The sequence below is a fragment of the Cupriavidus pauculus genome (assembly GCF_003854935.1).
In the GTDB taxonomy this organism is placed as follows: Bacteria; Pseudomonadota; Gammaproteobacteria; order Burkholderiales; family Burkholderiaceae; genus Cupriavidus; species Cupriavidus pauculus_C.
Genome location: NZ_CP033970.1, coordinates 868,721 through 887,661 on the forward strand (window position 1 = coordinate 868,721; position 18,941 = coordinate 887,661).

General features: G+C 68.6%; 18 protein-coding genes. 4 read left to right on the plus strand and 14 right to left on the minus strand.

Annotated elements, in window-relative coordinates:
- Window position 1 precedes the first annotated feature (1 nt).
- From EHF44_RS21935 to EHF44_RS21945, 3 genes are read right to left on the minus strand one after another with little or no spacing between them, the layout of a single operon-like run.
- Window positions 2-2,248 carry a polysaccharide biosynthesis tyrosine autokinase gene (locus EHF44_RS21935; protein ID WP_124686722.1) on the minus strand — a complete coding sequence of 749 codons (2,247 nt, stop codon included), beginning with the start codon at window positions 2,246-2,248 and terminating at the stop codon, window positions 2-4.
- Window positions 2,248-2,709 (minus strand): low molecular weight protein-tyrosine-phosphatase, encoded by a 462-nt coding sequence (locus EHF44_RS21940; protein ID WP_124686723.1) that lies wholly within the window; start codon window positions 2,707-2,709, stop codon window positions 2,248-2,250. Before EHF44_RS21940 ends, EHF44_RS21935 begins: the two co-directional genes overlap by 1 nt.
- 29 nt (window positions 2,710-2,738) lie before the next feature.
- Entirely contained in the window at window positions 2,739-3,836 is a 1,098-nt protein-coding gene (locus EHF44_RS21945; protein ID WP_124686724.1) for a polysaccharide biosynthesis/export family protein, read from the minus strand.
- Window positions 3,837-4,139: 303 nt separating this feature from the next.
- Here EHF44_RS21945 and EHF44_RS21950 point away from each other — a divergent pair, with 303 nt between their 5' ends.
- Entirely contained in the window at window positions 4,140-4,901 is a 762-nt protein-coding gene (locus tag EHF44_RS21950) for a ChbG/HpnK family deacetylase (RefSeq protein ID WP_124685813.1), read from the plus strand.
- Window positions 4,902-4,980: 79 nt separating this feature from the next.
- Here EHF44_RS21950 and EHF44_RS21955 read toward each other — a convergent pair whose 3' ends face one another.
- From EHF44_RS21955 to EHF44_RS21970, 4 genes are all read right to left on the minus strand, one after another.
- Window positions 4,981-6,171: a glycosyltransferase family 4 protein gene (locus tag EHF44_RS21955; protein ID WP_124685814.1), complete on the minus strand. Its 1,191-nt coding sequence runs from the start codon at window positions 6,169-6,171 to the stop codon at window positions 4,981-4,983.
- Window positions 6,168-7,313, minus strand: a complete 1,146-nt coding sequence (locus EHF44_RS21960; protein ID WP_124685815.1) for a glycosyltransferase family 4 protein — start codon at window positions 7,311-7,313, stop codon at window positions 6,168-6,170. Before EHF44_RS21960 ends, EHF44_RS21955 begins: the two co-directional genes overlap by 4 nt.
- 37 nt (window positions 7,314-7,350) lie before the next feature.
- Window positions 7,351-7,971 carry a putative colanic acid biosynthesis acetyltransferase gene (locus EHF44_RS21965; protein ID WP_124685816.1) on the minus strand — a complete coding sequence of 207 codons (621 nt, stop codon included), beginning with the start codon at window positions 7,969-7,971 and terminating at the stop codon, window positions 7,351-7,353.
- Window positions 7,972-8,074: 103 nt separating this feature from the next.
- A complete protein-coding gene (locus EHF44_RS21970; RefSeq protein WP_124685817.1) occupies window positions 8,075-9,337 on the minus strand; it encodes a glycosyltransferase WbuB in 1,263 nt (420 codons plus the stop codon).
- A gap of 285 nt (window positions 9,338-9,622) precedes the next feature.
- Between EHF44_RS21970 and EHF44_RS21975 the strand changes: the two genes are divergently transcribed.
- Window positions 9,623-11,026: a hypothetical protein gene (locus EHF44_RS21975; RefSeq protein ID WP_124685818.1), complete on the plus strand. Its 1,404-nt coding sequence runs from the start codon at window positions 9,623-9,625 to the stop codon at window positions 11,024-11,026.
- Window positions 11,027-11,225: 199 nt separating this feature from the next.
- On the opposite strand, the gene EHF44_RS21980 is transcribed toward EHF44_RS21975, so the two are convergent.
- The 6 genes from EHF44_RS21980 to EHF44_RS28895 form a co-directional block, all read right to left on the minus strand.
- On the minus strand, window positions 11,226-12,665 hold the full coding sequence (locus EHF44_RS21980) for a hypothetical protein (RefSeq protein WP_124685819.1): 1,440 nt from the start codon (window positions 12,663-12,665) through the stop codon (window positions 11,226-11,228).
- A gap of 10 nt (window positions 12,666-12,675) precedes the next feature.
- The gene (locus EHF44_RS21985; RefSeq protein ID WP_124685820.1) at window positions 12,676-13,674 is read right to left on the minus strand and encodes a GDP-L-fucose synthase family protein; all 999 of its coding nucleotides are present in this window, start codon (window positions 13,672-13,674) and stop codon (window positions 12,676-12,678) included.
- Window positions 13,667-14,875, minus strand: coding sequence for a GDP-mannose 4,6-dehydratase (gmd, locus tag EHF44_RS21990; RefSeq protein ID WP_124685821.1), 1,209 nt, complete (start codon window positions 14,873-14,875; stop codon window positions 13,667-13,669). The genes EHF44_RS21985 and gmd overlap by 8 nt, the downstream gene beginning before the upstream one ends.
- A 181-nt stretch (window positions 14,876-15,056) precedes the next feature.
- The gene (locus EHF44_RS21995; protein WP_124685822.1) at window positions 15,057-16,001 is read right to left on the minus strand and encodes a helix-turn-helix transcriptional regulator; all 945 of its coding nucleotides are present in this window, start codon (window positions 15,999-16,001) and stop codon (window positions 15,057-15,059) included.
- Window positions 16,002-16,808: 807 nt separating this feature from the next.
- The gene (locus EHF44_RS22000; RefSeq protein WP_124685823.1) at window positions 16,809-17,114 is read right to left on the minus strand and encodes a hypothetical protein; all 306 of its coding nucleotides are present in this window, start codon (window positions 17,112-17,114) and stop codon (window positions 16,809-16,811) included.
- A 56-nt stretch (window positions 17,115-17,170) separates the two neighbouring features.
- Window positions 17,171-17,296 (minus strand): hypothetical protein, encoded by a 126-nt coding sequence (locus EHF44_RS28895; RefSeq protein ID WP_301337494.1) that lies wholly within the window; start codon window positions 17,294-17,296, stop codon window positions 17,171-17,173.
- Window positions 17,297-17,737: 441 nt separating this feature from the next.
- Between EHF44_RS28895 and EHF44_RS28455 the strand changes: the two genes are divergently transcribed.
- Window positions 17,738-17,878 (plus strand): hypothetical protein, encoded by a 141-nt coding sequence (locus EHF44_RS28455; RefSeq protein ID WP_172966125.1) that lies wholly within the window; start codon window positions 17,738-17,740, stop codon window positions 17,876-17,878.
- A 63-nt stretch (window positions 17,879-17,941) separates the two neighbouring features.
- A complete protein-coding gene (cynS, locus tag EHF44_RS22005; protein WP_124685824.1) occupies window positions 17,942-18,385 on the plus strand; it encodes a cyanase in 444 nt (147 codons plus the stop codon).
- Between the two features lie 61 nt (window positions 18,386-18,446).
- Here the strand turns inward: cynS and EHF44_RS28460 are convergent, their stop codons facing one another.
- Window positions 18,447-18,611 carry a hypothetical protein gene (locus EHF44_RS28460; protein WP_172966155.1) on the minus strand — a complete coding sequence of 55 codons (165 nt, stop codon included), beginning with the start codon at window positions 18,609-18,611 and terminating at the stop codon, window positions 18,447-18,449.
- Window positions 18,612-18,941 lie beyond the last annotated feature (330 nt).

Genomic DNA, 18,941 nt, shown 5'->3' on the forward strand with positions numbered 1-18,941 from the left:
ATCAGGCGCGCTTGGCCTGCTCGCTGCCGTAGCGGTTCAGGTAGCGGTACTTGCCGAAGTGGTAGTGCGACCGGTACCAGCGTCCCTCGACCTTCAGGCCGTTGAACAGCACGCCCTTGACCTCGCCCCCGGCCTGCTCGACCATGCGGCGCGCGGCGGTCAGTTCGGCGGCGGTGGTCTTGTCGGCCCGGGCCACCATGAACACGGCGCCGGCCTTCGGGGCCAGGATGCCCGCGTCGGAGGCGGCCAGCACCGGCGGCGTGTCGATCAGCACCAGGTCGTAGCGAGTGCGCAGTTCGGCCAGCAGGTCGTCCATGTGCGGGCTCTGCAGCACATCGGCGGCCAGCGGGGGCTCCGCACCGGTGGCGATGAAGTCCAGCCCCGGCGCCACGTTCTTCTGGATGACGTCGTCCAGCCGCGCGCCGGTCAGCGCCTCGGTCAGGCCCGGCTTGCGCGTGACGTTGAAGCGCTCGTTCAGCGCGCCGCGGCGCAGGTCGGCATCGACCAGCACCACCTTGCGGCCGGCCGCGGCAGCCACCACCGCGAAGTTGGCGCTCAGGAACGACTTGCCGGCCTCGGGCGCGGGGCCCGTGAAGACCACCACGTGGTTGCGCGGCGCGCCCAGCAGCGCGAACTGCAGCGCCGTGCGGAAGCCGCGCAGGCTCTCGATGGCCGGGTCGTCTGGCTCGCCCAGCGCCAGCACGTCGCCGCCACCGCCCTTGGTGCGGGTCAGGCGGGCCTGCTGGGCGCTCATCGGGATCGTCGCGTAGACCGTCATGCCGCATTGCGATTCGATCTCGTCGGCATCGGTCACGCCGCCGTCGAACATGCGCCGGATCGCCACCACCAGCAGCGCCACCACGATGGCCATCACGCCGGACGTGGCGCTGATCAGCATGCGGTTCGGGCGCACCGGCTTGAGCGGCACGTCGGCACCGTCGATCAGGCGCGCCGTGCCGACCTTGCTGGCCTTCACCAGGCGCAGTTGCTGGACGTCGTTGAGCAGCGACTGGTACAGCTCGGTGTTGACCTTCAGGTCGCGCATCAGGCGCAGCACGTTCTGCTCGACGTCTGGCAACTTCTGGATCTTGCCGGTCACGCCGTTGAGCTGGCCGGTCAGGCCGGCAATCTGGTTGTCCAGGATCTCGATGGTCGGGTGGTTGGTCGTGAACCGGGCGATCAGTTCCTGGCGCTTCTGGCGCAGTTCCTGCAGCTTGGTCTGGATCTGCACCGACTGCGCCAGGATCAGCTTCGATTCCTCGCTCAGGTCGATGGTGCCGCGCTGGTTACGCATCGCGTTGTAGCGCGACTCGGCCGTCTCCATCTGCTGCTTGAGCTGCGGGAGCTGGCCTTCCAGGAAGTTGACCGACTTCTCGGCCTCGGCGGCCTTGCGGCGCAGGTTCTGCTCCACGTACTCGTTGCCGATCTCGTTCAGGATGGCCGCCGTGCGGGGCGCCGACGTGCCTTCCAGCGCCACGCCGATCACGCCGCTCTGCTTGCCGCGCTCGCCAATCATGAGCTGGTCCTGCAGGGTGGCGATGGCGGCGCCGCGCGGCACGCGGCGGACGTAGAACTGGGCACCGGCGCGGCCGTCCAGCCGGCTCACGTCGATCGTCACCGCGCCGCTGGCCGTGGCCACGGTCAGCGGATGGCCCACCCGGCCCTCGGCCGTCTGGTCGCTGCTGGCAAACGCCAGGCGGTACTTGCCCTCGCCCAGCGCGGTGACCACCATGCGGCGGTCTTCCATCTGCGCGGGCACGTCCAGGCGATCCACCACGATCGACTCGCTGCCCCAGGCAAAGCCGCCATAGCCGAACAGGCCCGGCGTGGACAGTTCCTTGTTGTAGCTGGCCAGCGACGCGCCCACCAGCGGGAAGTAGCGCGGCGTGGCCTCGATGTCCAGCCGCAGCGTGTCCACGGCCTTGCCGACCACCATGCGCGAGCGCAGCAACTCGATCTCGGCCGTGGCGGCCGGCTTGGCATCGAACACCGGCGAGATATTGGCCGCCATCTTGCTGGCCGTGTTGCCGGGGCTGGTGTCCTCCACCTGCACCAGGATGTCGGCGCGGTACACCGGGCGCGCCAGGAACGCATACAGCAGGCCGAGCCCGAGGATGGCCGCGGCGACGAACACGAATGTCCACCTGTACCGCACCAGCACATCGACGTAGGACGTCATGTCCATGGGCTTGTCGTTGTCTTCCCATGTATCGGGAGCGGGCTCCCGGAAATTCCTTACGTTGCTCATCATGCCTCTCCGTGGCGGTGGGTCGGCTCGGCCGCGTGGATGCGTGCCGACCAGGATTCAACACCTTTCTTGATCAAACCTAGCGCGATGACGAACATGCTCTGCGAGCCGCCAAACGGATCGGGCACGTCGGCCTGCTGCTGCTCGCACAGGCGATGGGTCTTGCCGCGCGCATGCGGGTACAGCGCTTCCACCGCGTCGCGTTGTTCCTCGTCCATCACCAGCACCAGGTCGGCGCCGGCCACCAGCGTGGCGTCCAGCGCGCGGGCGCGATGCTGGCTCAGGTCGTCTCCCTCGATGGCCAGCAGCCGCACGGCGCGCGGGTCCGCCGTGGCGCCCACAGGCGGTGCCAGGCCGGCCGACAGCACGCGGCACCCGGGCAGTGCCCGGCTCAGCAGCGCCGCCGCCATGGGACTGCGGCAGCGGTTGCCGATGCAGATCACCAGGATCGAGCGGACCATTTGCGCCCCGAACGTGCCCAGGACGGCGCTCATGGCCGCGCGATGCTGGCCGTGCCGACCACCGGCTGGATCAGCAGCGTCATCACGCGGCTCCAGCGCACGAGGTCGCGCGCGTCCACGTAGACCACGTCCTTGGGTTCCAGCTCGAAGCTTTCCGCGATGGCCAGCGCCACGGGCGAGGTGCCGTCCAGGTGGTACACCTTGGGCTTGCCCTCGTTGGTCTTGCGGATCACGAAGATCTGCTCGGCGTTGGCCGACGCCGGATTCACGCCGCCGGCATCGCCAAGCGCCTCGTTGAGCGTCATGCGGCCGTTGCGCATCAGCAGTGACGACGGCTTGACCACTTCGCCCGTGACGAAGATCTTGCTGTCCTCGCGCTGTTCCACGCGCACGATGTCGCCCGAGCGCAGCAGGATGCGGGACGGGTCGGTGCCCTTGGCCAGCAGCGCCGGGATGTTCACGTACCAGCTGCGCTCGCCGCGCGTGACGCGCACGCGGCTGTTGTCGCCGGTCAGGTTCAGCACGCCGCCGGCGCGGTTCAGCGCCTCGACCAGCGTCATCGGCGCATCGTCGATGGCCAGCATGCCCGGGGTCTTGACCTCGCCGTCGACGTACACGCGCTGGCTGCGGAAGCCCAGCACGCGCACCGTCATCTGCGGGTCGCGCACCACGCGCGACAGGATGCGCGCCATCTCGTCGCGCACCTCGTTGGCGGTCTTGCCGGCCACCTTCATCACGCCCGCGTACGGAAACTGGATGTCGCCGGCGGGGCTGACCACGTAGCCCGGCATGTTGGAGCCGCCGCTGGAGGTGGGAATCTCGAAGGCGGCGCCGATGCTGTACGTCTGCGTCGGGAACACGAGTTCGGGGTGGTCCCAGACCACCACGGAGATGATGTCGCCCGGGCCGATGCGGTACGGCGAGGGCGTGGCGAACAGTTCCTCCACGCCGGAATTGGCCGGCTTGGCCCGGGTCTGCTGCTCGCGCACCAGCTCCAGCGTGATCGGCGTGACATCGGGCATCGAGTCGGGGCTCACGGCGCTGACCGGGGCGTTGGCACTGAACTGCATGCCCGGCGCCGCGGCGCAGGCGCCCAGCAGCAGGGCGGCACCCGCGGACGCCAGCATGGCGCCCAGCGAGCGGAGGGATCGGGCGTCGCACCGGCGTGCGGTGCGGTTCTGGCTTGTATTCACGGCGTACTCTCCCCAGTCGGTGAAATGGGACACGGCATCGCTGTCTTCCGCGACTGAATGCATCGTAGGAGTCTGCAAAGTGCACTATCGGTGCGCTCTCGCACATTGATGCCGGGGGGCCCCCGGATAACGTTGCGTATCGCACCGAACGCGCGCTGCGGTGCCGCATATCGTCGGTCTTGCCGGCACGGTGCCGGCCCATGCCAGGGCGTTCCGGGCAAACCACGGGAGAACAAGATGAGGGGCGTGATCATCAATGCCGACGACTTCGGCTACGACGACGATACCTTTCGCGCGACGGTGGCCTGCTTCGATGCCGGCCTGCTGACCAGCGCCACGATCCTGGCCGGGCGGCCGGCCACCGCACAGGCGTGCCGCTACGCGCGCGACCACGCCAGACGCTTTTCCTTCGGGCTGCATTTCAACATCGTGGAAGGCTGGCGGCCGCAGGGGGCGTCGGCCACGCTGTGCCGCAAGGACGGCTCGCTGTTCCCGCCGAAGATCCAGCGCGCGCGGGCCATGGCCGGGCTGATCGATGCCGCCGACATCCGGCGCGAGTTCCGGATGCAGCTGGAGGAAGTGCGCGACCAGGGCGTGGACGTGTCCCACGTGGACGGCCACGGCCACATGCACAAGTACCCGGCCATCATGCGCGTGCTGCGCGAGGAAATGCTGCGCGCCGGCATCACGCGCGTGCGCCGGCCCCAGAACTGCTATTTCATGAAGAACCACGTGCGCGGCGCGATGAACGTGCTGCTGCTGCGTCACTTCGGCGGGCTGCGCAGCCCGGACTTCTACGTCGGCGCCGACACGCGCCAGCGCGGCTGGGCGCTGCAGCTGCCGGCCATCCTGCCCGAGGGCGTGACCGAGATGTCGGTGCATCCGGGCTACACCGAGACCTGGCGCCAGGAGGAAGGCGCGCCGCTGATGGAGCCCGAGCCGCTGGGTACGGTGCTCAAGCAGGCCGGCATCGTGCTGATGCGTTATCACGACATCTGAGACGGGGCGGGCCGGCGGGGCCGGCGTGCGGAAGGCATCAGCCGGCGGCCCAGGGCCGCCGGTGTGCTTCATGCCGGCGTCAGCCGCCGGTGCCGGCGATGGCCGCCACGGTGCGGTCCAGCACCGCTTCCATGCGGCGGCGCTCGGCCCGGAAGTGATCCAGCAGTGCCGCCTTCTGGTCGTCGGCCAGCCCGTCGGGCGACGTCCGGTTGCGTAGCCAGGCAATCGCGTACTCGGCAAAGTCGGCGTCGCGCGGCACCAGCACGCCGTTGCGCGCGTCGATCATCGAGCCGATGCAGCCGCGGTCATGGGCGATGGTCGGCACGCCGTGGCTGTGGGCTTCCAGCAGGATCAGCGGCGCGGCCTCGTTGTGGTAGGTGGTGGGAAACAGCAGCACGTCGATGTCGCGGAAGAAATCCTCCTTCTGCTGGCCGTGCACGGGCCCCAGGTAGCGCACGCACGGCGTGCGCGCCAGTTCGGCGTCGAAGCGGGCGCGGATGTCGGCCGCCACCGGCCCGGCAATGCGCGCGCAGACCGGGATGCCGATCTCCTGCGCCAGCCGCACCGTCTCGAAGAACGTGAAGATGCCCTTGGCCGCCGTGATGTTCGACAGGAAGCCGACGTTGACCGATGCGCGGGGCGGGGTCTCGGCCGCCGGCGCCGTGCCCGGCAGGTCGATCAGGCTCAGGTTCGACAGCACCTGCACGTTGGCCGGCGCCAGCCCGTAGATGCGCGACAGCTCGGCGCCCATCAGCTCGCACAGCACCAGGTGCCGGCCACGCGGCGCGCAACGCATGATCAGCCGCGTGTACCACGTGGGCTGGTTGATGTAGGCGAAGCTGTGGTGATGGAAGTAGACCGCCATGCCGGCGCGGTGCGCCAGCGCCACGAACGGCGCATCGAGCAGTTGCCCGAAGCCGCCGGACAGGCCCAGGTACAGCGTGTGCGGCCGGTCCTTGGCCAGCAGCCGGCCCATGCGCCAGAGCTGGCGCGCGCGGTTGGCCAGCGCCTGCACCCCGGCCAGCCGGCCCGACGTGCGCCGGGCCACGTCCAGCACCACCACGGGCGCGCGTTCGCGGATGCGGTCCAGCATGCGCTGGTTCGATGCCGAGAAACCGTTGTGCGGTGGGGGCAGCGGCCCCAGGAACACCACCGGCCGCACCAGCGCCGCCGGCGTGCCGGCGGTTTCGTGGCGGTGCAGCGGCGCGGCGGGCGTGCCGCTGTCGGCGGGCTGCTTGGCGATGGGGCCGAAAGCGCTGGGTACGGTCATGCTCGTGCGTCCTCAAGAATCTTCAGGCAGCCTTCCATGATCGACCGGCCGGCACACGCGGGCGTGTACTGGGCGGCCACGTCAAGGCAATGCTGCATCGTGGCGCCGACGTCGGCAAAGGTCTGTCTGGCCTGCAACAGCGCGCGGGTCAGGTCCGCCACGTCGCGCGTGGCGAACGTGTGGCCCGTGACGCCTTCCTGCACCAGTTCGGGAATGCAGCCACAGCAGTCGCTGGCCACGATGGGGCAGCCGTAGCTGAGGGCCTCGTTCACCACCAGCCCCCACGCCTCGGTGTGGCTCGGCAGCACCAGGCAGGTCGCCCTGGCGTACTGCTGCGCGAGCTGGTCGATATCCATCGCACCCAGAAACCGCACCGCGCCGCCCAGGCTCAGCGATTCGGCCAGTTGCGGCAGCTGCTCCGATTCCACCAGCGGCCCGGCCAGCACCAGCGTGGCCGACGGCTGCTGCCGGCGCACGTCGACGAAGGCGCGCAGCAAGTCCTCGATGCCCTTGGCGCGGCACACCAGCCCGACGAACAGGTAGCGCGGCGCGTCGGGCGGCGCGGCATTGGCCAGCCGCATGCTGGCGGCCGTCTGCGCGCTGTACGTGTGCGGCAGCGCCGCCGCCTGGCAGCGATAGACGATGCGCGCTGGGTCCGCGCCCATGGCGATCACGTACTCGGCCGAGCGCTGGCCGTAGACGAAGATGCCGTCGCACTGGCGGAAGAAGAAGCGCTTGAGCCGCCGCTTGAACGGGCGGTCGGCCTGGTCGCGCATGGTGGAATCGCAAAACACGCCGCGGCGCTTGCCGGTCAGCATGCATGCGGCCAGCATGGCCCAGAACTCCACGCGGTGGTAGCCCGGCATCACGATCAGCCGGCTGCGCGAGCGGAACACCTGCTGCATCAGCCGCAGCGACACCTTCCACGCGGGAATGGTCTCGTAGGGTGCGTCGAACAGGATCTGGTACGGATAGCGGTGGTAGCTGGTGTCCACGCCGCTGTACGCGGAGCGCCCGTAGCCGGTGGCGGAGATGTGGAAGAAGCGCACGTCCTGCCCGTGGCCGCGGGCGTGCGAGAACGCTTCGGTGAAGACGGCACCCTTGTACTTGGGCCATAGCATGTTGTGGTAGATGTCGATCATCGTCAGTCCCTGGGCTGCGAAAGGGCCCGGCGGCCGTCTAGTTGGCGTGGAGGGCATCCACGTCGAGCGGTGCTCGGGCGGAAAGCGGCGACGGTGCGGCGTGCGGCGCGGCATCGTCGAGTCGGGGGCGCAGCGGGCGGCAGGGGCTGCCCATGCAGACCATGCCGGCAGGCATGTCGCGGAACACCGCGCTGCGGGCACCGATCACGGCGCCGGGGCCGATCGTGACGCCGGGCGCCACGAACGAGTGGCTGGCCACCCAGGCTTCATCGCCGATGCGGATGGGACGGCCGCGGATGGCAAAGTCGCTGCGGCGGTAATCATGGTCGCCCGCGCACAGGTAGGTGAACTGGGACACCACGGCATGGTTGCCGATCTCGATCTCGGCCAGGCTGTACAGCTCGGCGCCGTCGCCAATCCACGCGTAGTCGCCGATGCGTACCTTCCACGGGTACGTCACGCGCACGCTGGGGCGGATGACCACGTGGCGGCCCACCTGCGCGCCAAAGCAGCGCAGCAGCCAGCGCCGGAAGCCGTTGGCGAACTGCGGCGAGCGGTGGAAGAGCAGGCTCTGGACGCACCACCAGAGCTGCACGGCCACGGCAGACCGGCCGCGGAAGTTCGGCGGCATCCTGAAGCTCGACAGATCCTGGAACATGTTGCGGCTCCTTCAACCGGCCAGGCCGGGGGGCGATACCCTGATCGTGACGCTGCATTGCCGCATCGACCGTACGGCAGCCCACAAACGTGCGGACGGCGCGCTAGTCGCCCGCGTAGTCGGCCGTGGCCGGCGCGCTGAGCGGCGTCTCCGCGTGCAGCCGGATCAGCGTGGCCTCGAAGGTGCCCAGCACGGCGTCGCGGTCCAGGTGGCCTTCGGCCCATGCCTTGCCGGCGGCGCCGAGCGCGTGGCCGCGCTGCGGATCGTCGGCCAGTTCCACGATGGCGTCGGCCAGCGCGGCGCTGTCGCCGGGTTCCACCACGATGCCGCACTGCATGACGAGCTTGCCCAGCTCCGTGGCTGGCGCCGCCGTGGCCACCACGGGCTTGCCGCTGGCCAGCATGGCCGCGAGCTTGGACGGCAGGACCAGGTCGGCCGCGTCGGCGCGCTGGGGCATCAGGTGGATGTCGGCACTGGCCAGCAGCGCCGAGAAATCCTCCCACGGCTGCAGCGGCAGGAAATGGATGCGCGACAGGCCCGCGCAGCGCGCGCGCAGGTCCGGCACGCCGGCGCCGGCGCCGCAGAACACGAAATGCAGGTCCGGGCGGTCGCGCAGCCGGTGCGCGGCCTCGGCCAGGATCTCGATGCCCTGCTTGGCGCCGATCGTGCCCGAGTACAGCGCCACGACCGCATCGGCCGGGATGCCAAGCTGCTGGCGGTAGTCGGCGTTGCTGCGCCGGGCCAGGCCCTGCAGGTCCACCCAGTTCGGCAGCATGGTCAGGTGGGCGTCGCTGGCACCCTTGCGGCGGGCCAGCGCCACCATCGCGTTGGAGATCGACGAGACATGGTCGAAGCGCGTCAGCACGAAGCGCTCCAGCGCATTGGCCATGCGGCGCAGCAAGCGGCCCTTGAGCAGGCCCAGCTCGAACGCGGCGTCGATCTCGTAGTCATGGATGTGCAGCCACGCCTTGGCACCGGTGGCGCGCGCGAACAGCAGCGCGGCCGGGCTGCAGAACAGCGGCGGCTCGACGATGAACACCACGTCCGGGCGCCATTTCACCTGCCGCGCCAGCCAGACCATGCTGGTCAGCGCGAATGACGCCAGGTGGATGATGCGGCGCAGCCCGGTGGGGCGCTCCGGCACCCACAGCGGCGCGCGCATGACGTCCACGCCGTTGCGCATCTCGCGCCGGAAGCGCAGGCCGCGGTAGGCCGGGTCGACCTTCCAGGCCGGGTAGTACGGCGGCGCGGTAATCACGCGCACGTCATAGCCCTTGGCGGCCAGCCATTCCGCCTGCTCGCCGGTGTACTTGCCGATGCCGGTGAGTTCGGGCGCATAGTTGAGGCAATAAAGCAGGATCTTCATCTTGTTGTTCCGTCCTGGCGCCGGTCTGGCGGATGTTCGGGGCACGGCGTGGGCCGCCGCGCACGCGGTCAGCCTCAGACGGAGTCTACGAACGCCCGGGCCGGCGCTATGTTCGAGGCCGCACGCTTTGCCGCTGTGCACCATCCTGTGGGGCACCGAACAGAGATCGGGGGGGTACGCGCCTACGCTCCACTACGGCGGGACGTCCCTTCGTTGCGGCGGCCGCCGGCCGTGTGCGCCATGGGGCGCGCGGCCCGGCTTGCAACGGTTTTTCTGGAGGCGTGCGTGACAACGACAAAAGGCGGGCTGCTCGGCAGCGATACCGAGGTGGCCGTGGCGCCGGCGGGGTTTGGGACGCAGGACCACAGCGCGGCGGAACGCGCCAGCCAGGCCACCCGCGCGCTGCGGCTGGCCGTGGCCAGCTCGATGGTGTCCAAGGCGTGCAGCATCGGCCTGCAGGTAGTCAGCATTCCGCTGTTCGCGCGCGTGCTGTCCACCGACGACTTCAGCGCGATGATGGTCTACTTCGGCATCTCGGCCTGGCTGTCGCTGGTGGCGATCGGGGTCTGGCCGACCATCACGTCGATCGCGGCCGACGACAAGAAGTCCGGGCTGCTGCCGGGCGTGCTGGCGGTGTCGCTGGGCGGGCTGTCGGCGATCTTCGTCTCGGTGATCGTGCTGGTGCTGGTGCTGCGTCCGGTGCTGGAATCGAGCGGCGTGAATCTGTTCTCGGCCAGCCACTACGACCTGTTCCTGGCCGCGCTGGTCTGCTACGCGATGCTGACCGTGCTGTCCGTGGGCGAGGCCGTGAACCAGGGCCAGCACCGCCAGCACGTGAACAACCTGATCACGGCCGGCGGCAGCGTGCTGAACGTGGTGTTCATCCTGCTGGTGACGTTTGCGCGGCCAGAGGGCCAGGCGCACGTGGACGTGACGCTGCTGTTCATCGCCAGCCAGCTCGGGTTCATCCTGCTGCGCGTGTTCAACATGGCCGGCGTGCTAATGCGCGTGGGCCGTCCGCATGCATTCCCGGGCATGGCGTTCGCGCGCGAACTGGCACGCAACACGCGCGCGCTGGTGCAGGCGCAGCTTGCCGTGGCGTTCCTGCAGCAGGGCACGGTGCTGCTGTGCTACGAGATGGGCATGCCGCGCGACGCGGCGCTGCTGGCGCTGCTGTTCCGCGCCAACATGCTGCTGCACAGCCTGGTGTTCATGATCAACCAGCCGCTCTGGCCCATCATCCACCGCAACATGCTGGCCGGCGACTGGCCGTGGGTGTCGCGGACGTACCGCAAGCTCGCCACGTGCTACGTGGCCTACGGGCTGATGGCGGTGGCCGTGGCCACCGTGGCGGGCGGCGCGGCGGTGGCGCTGTGGACAGCCGGCGAGTACCCGATCTCCAACGGCCTGGCCACGCTGTGCGCGGTCTACTTTGCCGTGCTGGTCACGTCGCAGGCCAGCGCGCCGGTGCTGATGGGCGGGCAGGCGTTCGGCAGCCTGGGGAATATCGGCACGATGGAGTTCCTGGCCGCCACGGTCGGCTGCGTGGTGCTCTACCTGGCCCACGCGGTGAACTTCCCGAACATCGTCGTGGCGCTGATCGCGGCCAATGCAGTCACCGCGCTCTGGATGATGCCGACGCGCGCGCTGGGCCTGATCCGGCGCGGCGCGCTGGCGGGCAGCCACTAGCGGGCCTGCACGGCGCCCCGGCGCCCCGCAACGAAGGGGCCGGGGCAACGGCCCGGCCTTCCCCCGATCCACGTCCGCAGCGCCAGCCTTGCCGTCCGGCATCCCATCCGATTCCCCTTTTCCGGCCCCCAAAGCAGAACGCCCCGCTTGCCGTGCGGCAAGCGGGGCGTTGTCGTGGCGGGGATATTCGCGCGGCGGTCTAGTGCGCGGGCCGGGCCGGGGCGGGACGCAGCGGCGGTGCCGCCGGCGCGCGGCGGGCGTGGCGGCTGCGCTTGCCGCGCACGAACCACGCGACGGTCAGGAAGGCCATGGCCGCGCCGCTGCCGTAGGCCATGGCGATCATCAGCGCGCCCCGCAGGGCAAAGATCAGGAACAGCGAGAAGTAGATGCTGGCGGGCCGGGCCACCGGGTTGTCGCCGTGGAACAGGCGGTCCAGCAGGCGTACCACCCAGGCCAGCGCCACCGCATAGGCGATCACGCCGGGCACGAGGAAGTCGATATAGGCTTCCGCGATCAGCGGCGCCGACAGGTTGTCGAAATCGAGCTTGTAGTAGGCCATCAGGAACTGGCCGATGTCGATGCCCGTGGCGTGCGGCTTGTTCTCCCACAGCGTGTGCGGCACGAAGAACAGCAGGCTGCCCATCAGCTGCTGGCCGTAGTGCGCGCCGTCGCGGCTGACCATCTCCAGCACCGTGCAGATGTTGGCCCACGCGTCGTAGTGCAGGTCCAGGAAGTGCTCGAAGTAGAGCCAGGGGTCAAGCACGTCGGTGGGGTGCCAGGCGGTCAGGTCCACGTGCGTGAAGACCGACAGCAGCGGAAAGAACACGCCCGTCATCAGCAGCAGCGTGGCGGCCTGGCGGCGCGACGTGCGCGAGAACCAGCGCACCATCAGCAGCACCAGCGTCAGGTAGACCGGGCCGATGGCGTTGCGCTTCTCGATCAGCGGGTTCTGCGCAAACAGTACGCAGACCAGCAGGAACAGCGCCACCATCAGCCAGAACGGCTGGCGCAGCAGCTTCATGCCCTTGACGTTGACCAGCATCAGCAGCATCGGCACCGGCAGGAAGCACAGGTACTTCTGCTGCAGCAGGTACTGCGGCGTGACCTCGATGATCTCGGCCTGCGCGCGCAGGTCGATCGACTGCCACGACAGCGCGGCGGCCAGCCCCGCGATGCCCACCATGACGAATGCCCGCGGCACGGTCAGCCGTGGCGCGGGGCGGGGCGGGGCGGCGTGGGGGCGTCGGTTCGGTGGCCGGTGGCGGTCATGCCGGCCAATGTAGCCGCGCATGCCCACGTAGACCATGATGAACAGCGTGCACAGCAGGTTGGTGGCCACGGCGGGCGCCTCTTCCAGCGTGGCGGTGTTCACCATCACGCCGTCGAAGTAGGCGCGCTGCACCACCGGCGCCACCACCAGGAACAGGATCTCGAACAGCAGCACCCCGGCATCCGCCAGCGACGGATGCCGTTCGCGCCCGTGCACGAACCAGTGCATGACGACCGTCGCGGTCAGCAGCACGGTGGATAGCAGCAGCATCGGCGAATCGATATGCGAGACGACGTGGCAGTACCCGACGATCGCAAACAGTGATGCCGCCAGCAGCATGTCCCAGAGGGACCCGGCCGACAGTCGCATGGTAGGTCTCCTACGCGTGGGTTTCCACGGCGTGCGGCTTGATGTCCCGGCTCAGCCGCCCGCTGGACATGGCGTCCTGGTAGGCGATCTGCAGGCCCGATTCCAGCGCCACCAGCGGACGCCAGCCCGTGCCGTTGATCACGCTGCTGTCCAGCCGCTTGCGCGGCGTGCCGTCCGGGCGCGACGTATCGAAGCGGATGCTGCCTTCGAAGCCCACCACCTTGGCCACCAGCAGCGCCAGGTCGCGGATCGACACTTCCTCGTCGGTGCCCACGTTGAGAAAGCCGGCCGCGCCGACATGCTGCCGGTAGGTCTGCGACGGCAGGTTCATCACGTGGACGCAGGCGCGCGCCAGGTCGTCGGCGTACAGGAATTCGCGCATCGGCGTGCCCGAGCCCCAGATCGTCACGTCGGGCGCGTTGGTCAGCTTGGCCTCGTGGAAGCGGCGGATCAGCGCCGGGATCACGTGGCTGTTCTCGGGGTGGTAGTTGTCGCCCGGCCCGTAGAGGTTGGTCGGCATCACGCAGCGGTAGTCGGCCCCGTACTGGCGGTTGTAGCTCTCGCAGAGCATCATGCCGGCGATCTTGGCGATGGCGTAGGGCGCGTTGGTGGGCTCCAGCGCGCCGCTCAGCAGGGCGGATTCGCGGATCGGCTGCGGCGCCAGCTTCGGGTAGATGCAGCTCGACCCAAGGAACAGCAGGCGCTGCACGCCGCCGTTCCAGGCTTCGTGGATCACGTTGGCCGCGATCATCAGGTTCTGCTGGATGAACTCGGCCGGGTAGGTGTCGTTGGCGTGGATGCCGCCCACGCGCGCGGCGGCCAGGTAGACCTGCGAGATGCGCTCCGTCGCAAAAAAGTAGCGCACTTCGTGCTGGTCCGTCAGGTCCAGGTCGGCGTGGGTGCGGCAGACCAGTTCCACGTCGTCGCGCGTGGAGAGTGCCCGTGCAATGGCGGAGCCAACCATGCCCCGATGACCCGCGACGAAGATGCGTTGTAGTTGTCTATTCATGGTAGTCGTATGTCCGGAAGCCTGCCATCTTGACCAGCGCGTCGCGGCGGGCCGACAGGAAGTCCGCCTCGATCATCTCGTTGACCAGTTCCGTGAAGCTGATGCGCGGCGTCCAGCCCAGCTTCTCGCGCGCCCGGGTGGCATCGCCGAGCAGCGTTTCCACCTCGGTCGGGCGGAAGTAGCGCGGGTCCACCCGCACGATCACGTCGCCCACCTTGCAGCGCGACGACAGCTGGCGGCCATCGGCACGGATCTCGGAGATGATGCCCACCTCGTCCACGCCGCTGCCCTCGAACGTCACGGTGATGCCCAGCCGCTGCGCGGCGGCGGCCACGAATTCCCGCACGCTGTGCTGCTCGCCGGTGGCGATGACAAAGTCCTCGGCCACGTTCTGCTGCAGCATGAGCCACTGCATTTCCACGTAGTCGCGGGCATGGCCCCAGTCGCGCAGCGCGGACAGGTTGCCCAGGTACAGCGTCTCCTGCAGGCCCAGCGCGATGCGGGCAATGGCGCGCGTGATCTTGCGCGTGACAAAGGTCTCGCCGCGCACCGGGCTCTCGTGGTTGAACAGGATGCCGTTGCATGCGTACATGCCATAGGCCTCGCGGTAGTTCACCGTGATCCAGTAGGCGTAGAGCTTGGCCGCGGCGTACGGGCTGCGCGGATAGAACGGCGTGGTTTCCTTCTGCGGGATTTCCTGCACCAGGCCGTACAGCTCGGACGTCGACGCCTGGTAGAAGCGCGTGTCCTTTTCCAGCCCCAGGATGCGCATCGCCTCCAGCAGGCGCAGCGTGCCCACCGCGTCGGTGTTGGCGGTGTACTCGGGCTCCTCGAACGACACCTGCACGTGGCTCTGCGCGGCCAGGTTGTAGATCTCGTCCGGCTGGGACTGCTGCACCACGCGCACCAGGCTCGCCGTGTCGGTCATGTCGCCATGGTGCAGGATCAGCCGGCGGTCGTCGGCCTGCGGGTCCTGGTACAGGTGGTCGATCCGCTCGGTGTTGAACAGCGAGCTGCGTCGCTTGATGCCATGGACCTCGTAGCCCTTTGCCAGCAGGAACTCCGTCAGGTACGACCCGTCCTGCCCGGTGATGCCCGTGATCAAGGCGCGCCTTGTCCCGTTGCGTCCGCGCGGCGACGGTGCCCGGTCGGGCGTCTGTTCCTTGTCGGTTGCGAGTTTGTCCAGATCGATTGCGCCCATGGCCGTCACATGTTGGTTGCCGATGGGGATGACTGTATTGAGCGTGCCGGGGGGCCACTGTCTGCTATCCCACACAGTGGGGCGTGCCCGTCATCCGGATGGGATGAGGCCCGAAAAGCAAATCGGGCGCCGGCCCGGAAAGGCGGCGCCCGATGGCGTCCTGCAAGGCCGCTGGCGCGGCTCAGACGACCGGCATGCCGGCGTCGTAGGTGGGGTCGTCGCGGCGGGCAAACGCGCGGCGGGCGGCGCCGTCGCGGGCGGCGTGCTCGTCGCCGTTGACCCATTCCAGCGTGGCGCCGCGCTGCAGCGCCGCGTACACCGCCTCGCCCTTGTTGCGGACCTTGAGGCGCTGGTAGAGCGTGCAGGCATGGCTCTTCACGGTGGCCACCGAGATATTGAGCATGCGGCTGACGGTCTTGATCGGATAGCCCCGGGCCAGCAGCACCAGCACTTCATACTGGCGCGGCGTGATCTTGAGCATTTCCGCCTCGTCGTAGCTGGGCTCCTCCTCGGCCATCGGGATGGCCGTCACCGGCAGGGCGGATGTCGACGCGATGGGCTGGCCGGGCCGCAGGCTGGTCAGGTCGCGCACCGCCACGGCGGCACGCATGGCGCTGGCGCAGGCCGATGGTGACGCCGGGTCCTGCGGCATGGCCGCCGACAGCGGCAACGGGGCCGCCGAAGCCAGCGACGTGGCCGCCGGCATGGCCGAGCGCGACGCCACCGGCGTGGCCACGGCCTCGCCCGCGAACATCAGCCCTTGCACGCTGGAGATGGCCAGCCGGATGGCGGCCTCGATCACCGCCAGCGAAGCCGATTTCGGCAGGCAGCCGCAGATGCCGCGCGCGGCGTCGGCGGATGGCACATGCAGGGGCAGGGTATCGGCCAGCAGCAGGATGCGTTGCGGCGCCAGCCGCTCGCGTGCCTGTTCCAGCTGTTCCCAGCCGGTGGCCTCGTCGGCCGGCATGCCGAAGACCAGCAGGTCGGCGTTTCGGTGTGGTGCGTCCAGGCGATTGATGTCGGCCGGCGCCAGCGCCAGCACGTGTCCGGATTCCTGGATGGTTTCGAGCATCTGCAGCAGCCCGAGCCGGAGCAACGGATGCTCCTCGATCAGCAAGGCGTTCATTCTTCTTGACTCCCCGTTTATGGGTGAGATGCGGGACGCTTTGCGTGAGGGAAGTCCACCGCTGGCCGTTGCGGCCACCAATTGATGCGCCGCCTGCTTCAGCTGCAACCCCGTGCTTCCGTGTCAGTCGATGCCCGCTTGTAAGATGGGCTTGTCCGCGCGACCGGAAGGATGACCCGTACCCTAACCCGAAAGAAAATCTCGCTCCTAAATCGAAACTTAAATTCATCTTATGGGCTGGTCGGAACGAATGCAAGCAGGCTGATCGGGGTGGAAGCCACGGTGTAATGCGTTCCCCCACTTAATCCATTGACCGGGTCGTGCATTTGGCTGGAGAAGTAATTGCAACGCCATGTCGTTGGTACCGGCAGGGGGGTTACACGGTTGATACAGCAAGGCTGGCGGTTGTTTCACGCATGCAACCGAATCGAATGAAAATAGCCGGACGAATATCAAAAACTAACCCGCATGGGGGGTGTGGCATTAACGAAAATCGTGTGCGGTGGCCCATTACTGAAACCGATTCAAAATATTCCGCGTGTCAGTATTTACGGGTGCGACCTTGGTGGGGGTTCTGGCGGACTAGTGCAAAAGGATGACGTCCGGGTCGTGCGTCGGCAGGAAAGAAAAATGGGTTGTACCGTCGTCGTCGCCCGGCCTGCTACCGACCGCCGAAGGAGGCCGGCGGGGCCCGCAAAAGGCAGCGGGCCGGTCCCCATGCCGGTGGGTCCGGCCCGCCTTTGCCTGTTGCGATGCGCGCGGCGCGTGCCCCCGGCCGGGAGCATGCGCTGACCTGCCGTCGGCGCCTTATCGCCAGTAGCCGGGGCGCTGGTACCAGCCGTGCGGGCCGCGGACCCAGCGATCCGGGACGTAGCGATGGCCCGGACGTTCCGCCTGCCAGTAGCCGCCACGCCACGCGTAGTTGCCGCGCGCACGGTCGTAGTGGCCCGGTACCCATACCTTTCCGGGGCGCGGCGCCGGCCGGACCTCGTGGCGGGGCGGCGGGGGCGCGTTCCGGTAGTAGCCGTCATGCGCCTGCGCGGCGGGCGACAGCAGGCCAAAGATGCCGCCCGTGGCAAGGACGGTTGCAGCAAGCAGGATCTGGCGTTTCATGGGTTTCTCCTTGATTCGGCGGCAGCCGGAATGTCGATGTTCGGTCCGTGGCCGGCTCAGTAGCGGCCGCCGCGGTAGTAGTCGTGGTGGTAGTGGCCACCGCGCGGGGGCACCACGATGCAGGCCGACAGCAGGGCACTGGTGGTGGCCAGCAGAAGGGCCAGGGCGATTGCGCGTTTCATGTGGACTCCATATCCGGTTCGCGTTGAACACGGCTTCACTCTAGCGGCGCACACCGCGCCAACACGGTTGCACTTGTAAGGCTGTCTCACATGGACGCGCGCGCCGACCCGCCCGCCGCCGCGCTGGACGGCCACCCGCCAGCCCATATGCCACAAGGCGCGCCGGGAATGTGACGCAGGCGCGCCGGCGATCTCTGACCTGTCAGCGGCAAGTAATGTGGCGTTACATCGGAAATGTCTGGCGTAAAGATTCGGCCATGCGTCCGGCGGCGCCCGCCTGCCGGCAATCCTTGTCATCGCCGCCGCCCCGTGCCACGTTGTGCGCAGAAACGGGTACGCTTGAAGACGTGGCACGCGGGCGCAGCCGCCCCGTCGCGGTGCGTTGCCGATGGCACGAAGCTTGCGCAATGCTTGTCGCCGTATTCCCTGAGGGAGGACGTCATGCCGGTCATGTTCATCGTGCTGGTACTGCAGGCGCTGGAAGGCTTGAGCCCTTTCGCCGTGCCCCAGTTCGCGCGTGCGCACCTCGACGGCGGTCCCGTCGATGCCGTGGCGGTCATCGAGCGGACACAGTCACCCTAGCCAGCCTGCCGGCCACGTCGGCCCCCCGGGGATTCCATTGAAGACCGACCGGAGAGACTGACCATGAATCGCGACGACGTGACGGACCTGATCATCGAAGCCAAGGTAAGGCGCGGCATCTCGTGGGCCGACGTGGCCCGCAAGGTGGGCAAGAGCAAGGAATGGACGACCGCGGCCTGCCTGGGCCAGATGACGTTCGACGAGGCCGGCGCGCGCGCCGTGATGGAAATCTTCGACCTGCCGGCCGAAGCCGAGCCGTGGCTGCGCACGGTGCCGTACAAGGGGTCGCTGCCGACGCAAGTGCCCACTGACCCGCTGATCTACCGCTTCTACGAGCTGGTCAGCGTCTATGGCACCACGTTCAAGGCGCTGATCCACGAGGAATTCGGCGACGGCATCATGAGCGCCATCGACTTCCGCATGGACCTGCAGCGCGAGGCCGATCCGAACGGCGACCGGGTGCGCATCGAGATGTCGGGCAAGTTCCTGCCCTACAAGACGTACTGAGGGTTGTGCTGAAACGACTGGAACGAAGCGGGGCAGCCGGCTGGCCGCCCCGGCCGGCGGGTCAGCCGAAGTATTCCTGGTAGAACCGCGTGCAGGTGCCCGCCTGGCGGAAGGTGTAGGGCAGTTCGGCCATGGCGGCGGCTTCGAGCGAGCCGAACGGGATGTCGAGATCGGCCTCGGTCTGGGTGGCCATGTCGTCGGTGCGGGAGGTGTGCTGCGGGTTCACGATAACTCTCACTCGGTCGGGGGCGGCCTGCCGGGCCGCCGCGTTGCTGGGGGTCGATGGCGCGACGGGTTTGTCGCCACGCAGTCATCGTACGAAACCCGGCGCCTTCGATCATCGGGTTTACGCTGAAAAGACTGTTTCAGTTTGGGGATCAATGACGGTACGCTATCGCACCGATAGCGGCGCGGGCGCAACAAAAGCGGGCTGTCGCACCCGGCCACCCGGGGCCCGAAGAAATCCCGCCAGGCCATGCGGCGCGGGACTATAGTCACTGTGGAACCGCCCCCAGAAGCGGTTCTTCACTTCCCTGCCACCCCCGCAGGAGTCCGC

Excerpts from the sequence above, each read along its gene's own strand:
- EHF44_RS21935 (WP_124686722.1), bottom strand. The coding sequence starts at position 2,248 with ATGAGCAACGTAAGGAATTTCCGGGAGCCCGCTCCCGATACATGGGAA.
- EHF44_RS21940 (WP_124686723.1), bottom strand. The coding sequence starts at position 2,709 with ATGGTCCGCTCGATCCTGGTGATCTGCATCGGCAACCGCTGCCGCAGT.
- EHF44_RS21945 (WP_124686724.1), bottom strand. The coding sequence starts at position 3,836 with ATGCTGGCGTCCGCGGGTGCCGCCCTGCTGCTGGGCGCCTGCGCCGCG.
- EHF44_RS21950 (WP_124685813.1), top strand. The coding sequence starts at position 4,140 with ATGAGGGGCGTGATCATCAATGCCGACGACTTCGGCTACGACGACGAT.
- EHF44_RS21955 (WP_124685814.1), bottom strand. The coding sequence starts at position 6,171 with ATGACCGTACCCAGCGCTTTCGGCCCCATCGCCAAGCAGCCCGCCGAC.
- EHF44_RS21960 (WP_124685815.1), bottom strand. The coding sequence starts at position 7,313 with ATGATCGACATCTACCACAACATGCTATGGCCCAAGTACAAGGGTGCC.
- EHF44_RS21965 (WP_124685816.1), bottom strand. The coding sequence starts at position 7,971 with ATGTTCCAGGATCTGTCGAGCTTCAGGATGCCGCCGAACTTCCGCGGC.
- EHF44_RS21970 (WP_124685817.1), bottom strand. The coding sequence starts at position 9,337 with ATGAAGATCCTGCTTTATTGCCTCAACTATGCGCCCGAACTCACCGGC.
- EHF44_RS21980 (WP_124685819.1), bottom strand. The coding sequence starts at position 12,665 with ATGCGACTGTCGGCCGGGTCCCTCTGGGACATGCTGCTGGCGGCATCA.
- EHF44_RS21985 (WP_124685820.1), bottom strand. The coding sequence starts at position 13,674 with ATGAATAGACAACTACAACGCATCTTCGTCGCGGGTCATCGGGGCATG.
- gmd (WP_124685821.1), bottom strand. The coding sequence starts at position 14,875 with ATGGGCGCAATCGATCTGGACAAACTCGCAACCGACAAGGAACAGACG.
- EHF44_RS21995 (WP_124685822.1), bottom strand. The coding sequence starts at position 16,001 with ATGAACGCCTTGCTGATCGAGGAGCATCCGTTGCTCCGGCTCGGGCTG.
- EHF44_RS22000 (WP_124685823.1), bottom strand. The coding sequence starts at position 17,114 with ATGAAACGCCAGATCCTGCTTGCTGCAACCGTCCTTGCCACGGGCGGC.
- EHF44_RS28895 (WP_301337494.1), bottom strand. The coding sequence starts at position 17,296 with ATGAAACGCGCAATCGCCCTGGCCCTTCTGCTGGCCACCACCAGTGCC.
- EHF44_RS28455 (WP_172966125.1), top strand. The coding sequence starts at position 17,738 with ATGCCGGTCATGTTCATCGTGCTGGTACTGCAGGCGCTGGAAGGCTTG.
- cynS (WP_124685824.1), top strand. The coding sequence starts at position 17,942 with ATGAATCGCGACGACGTGACGGACCTGATCATCGAAGCCAAGGTAAGG.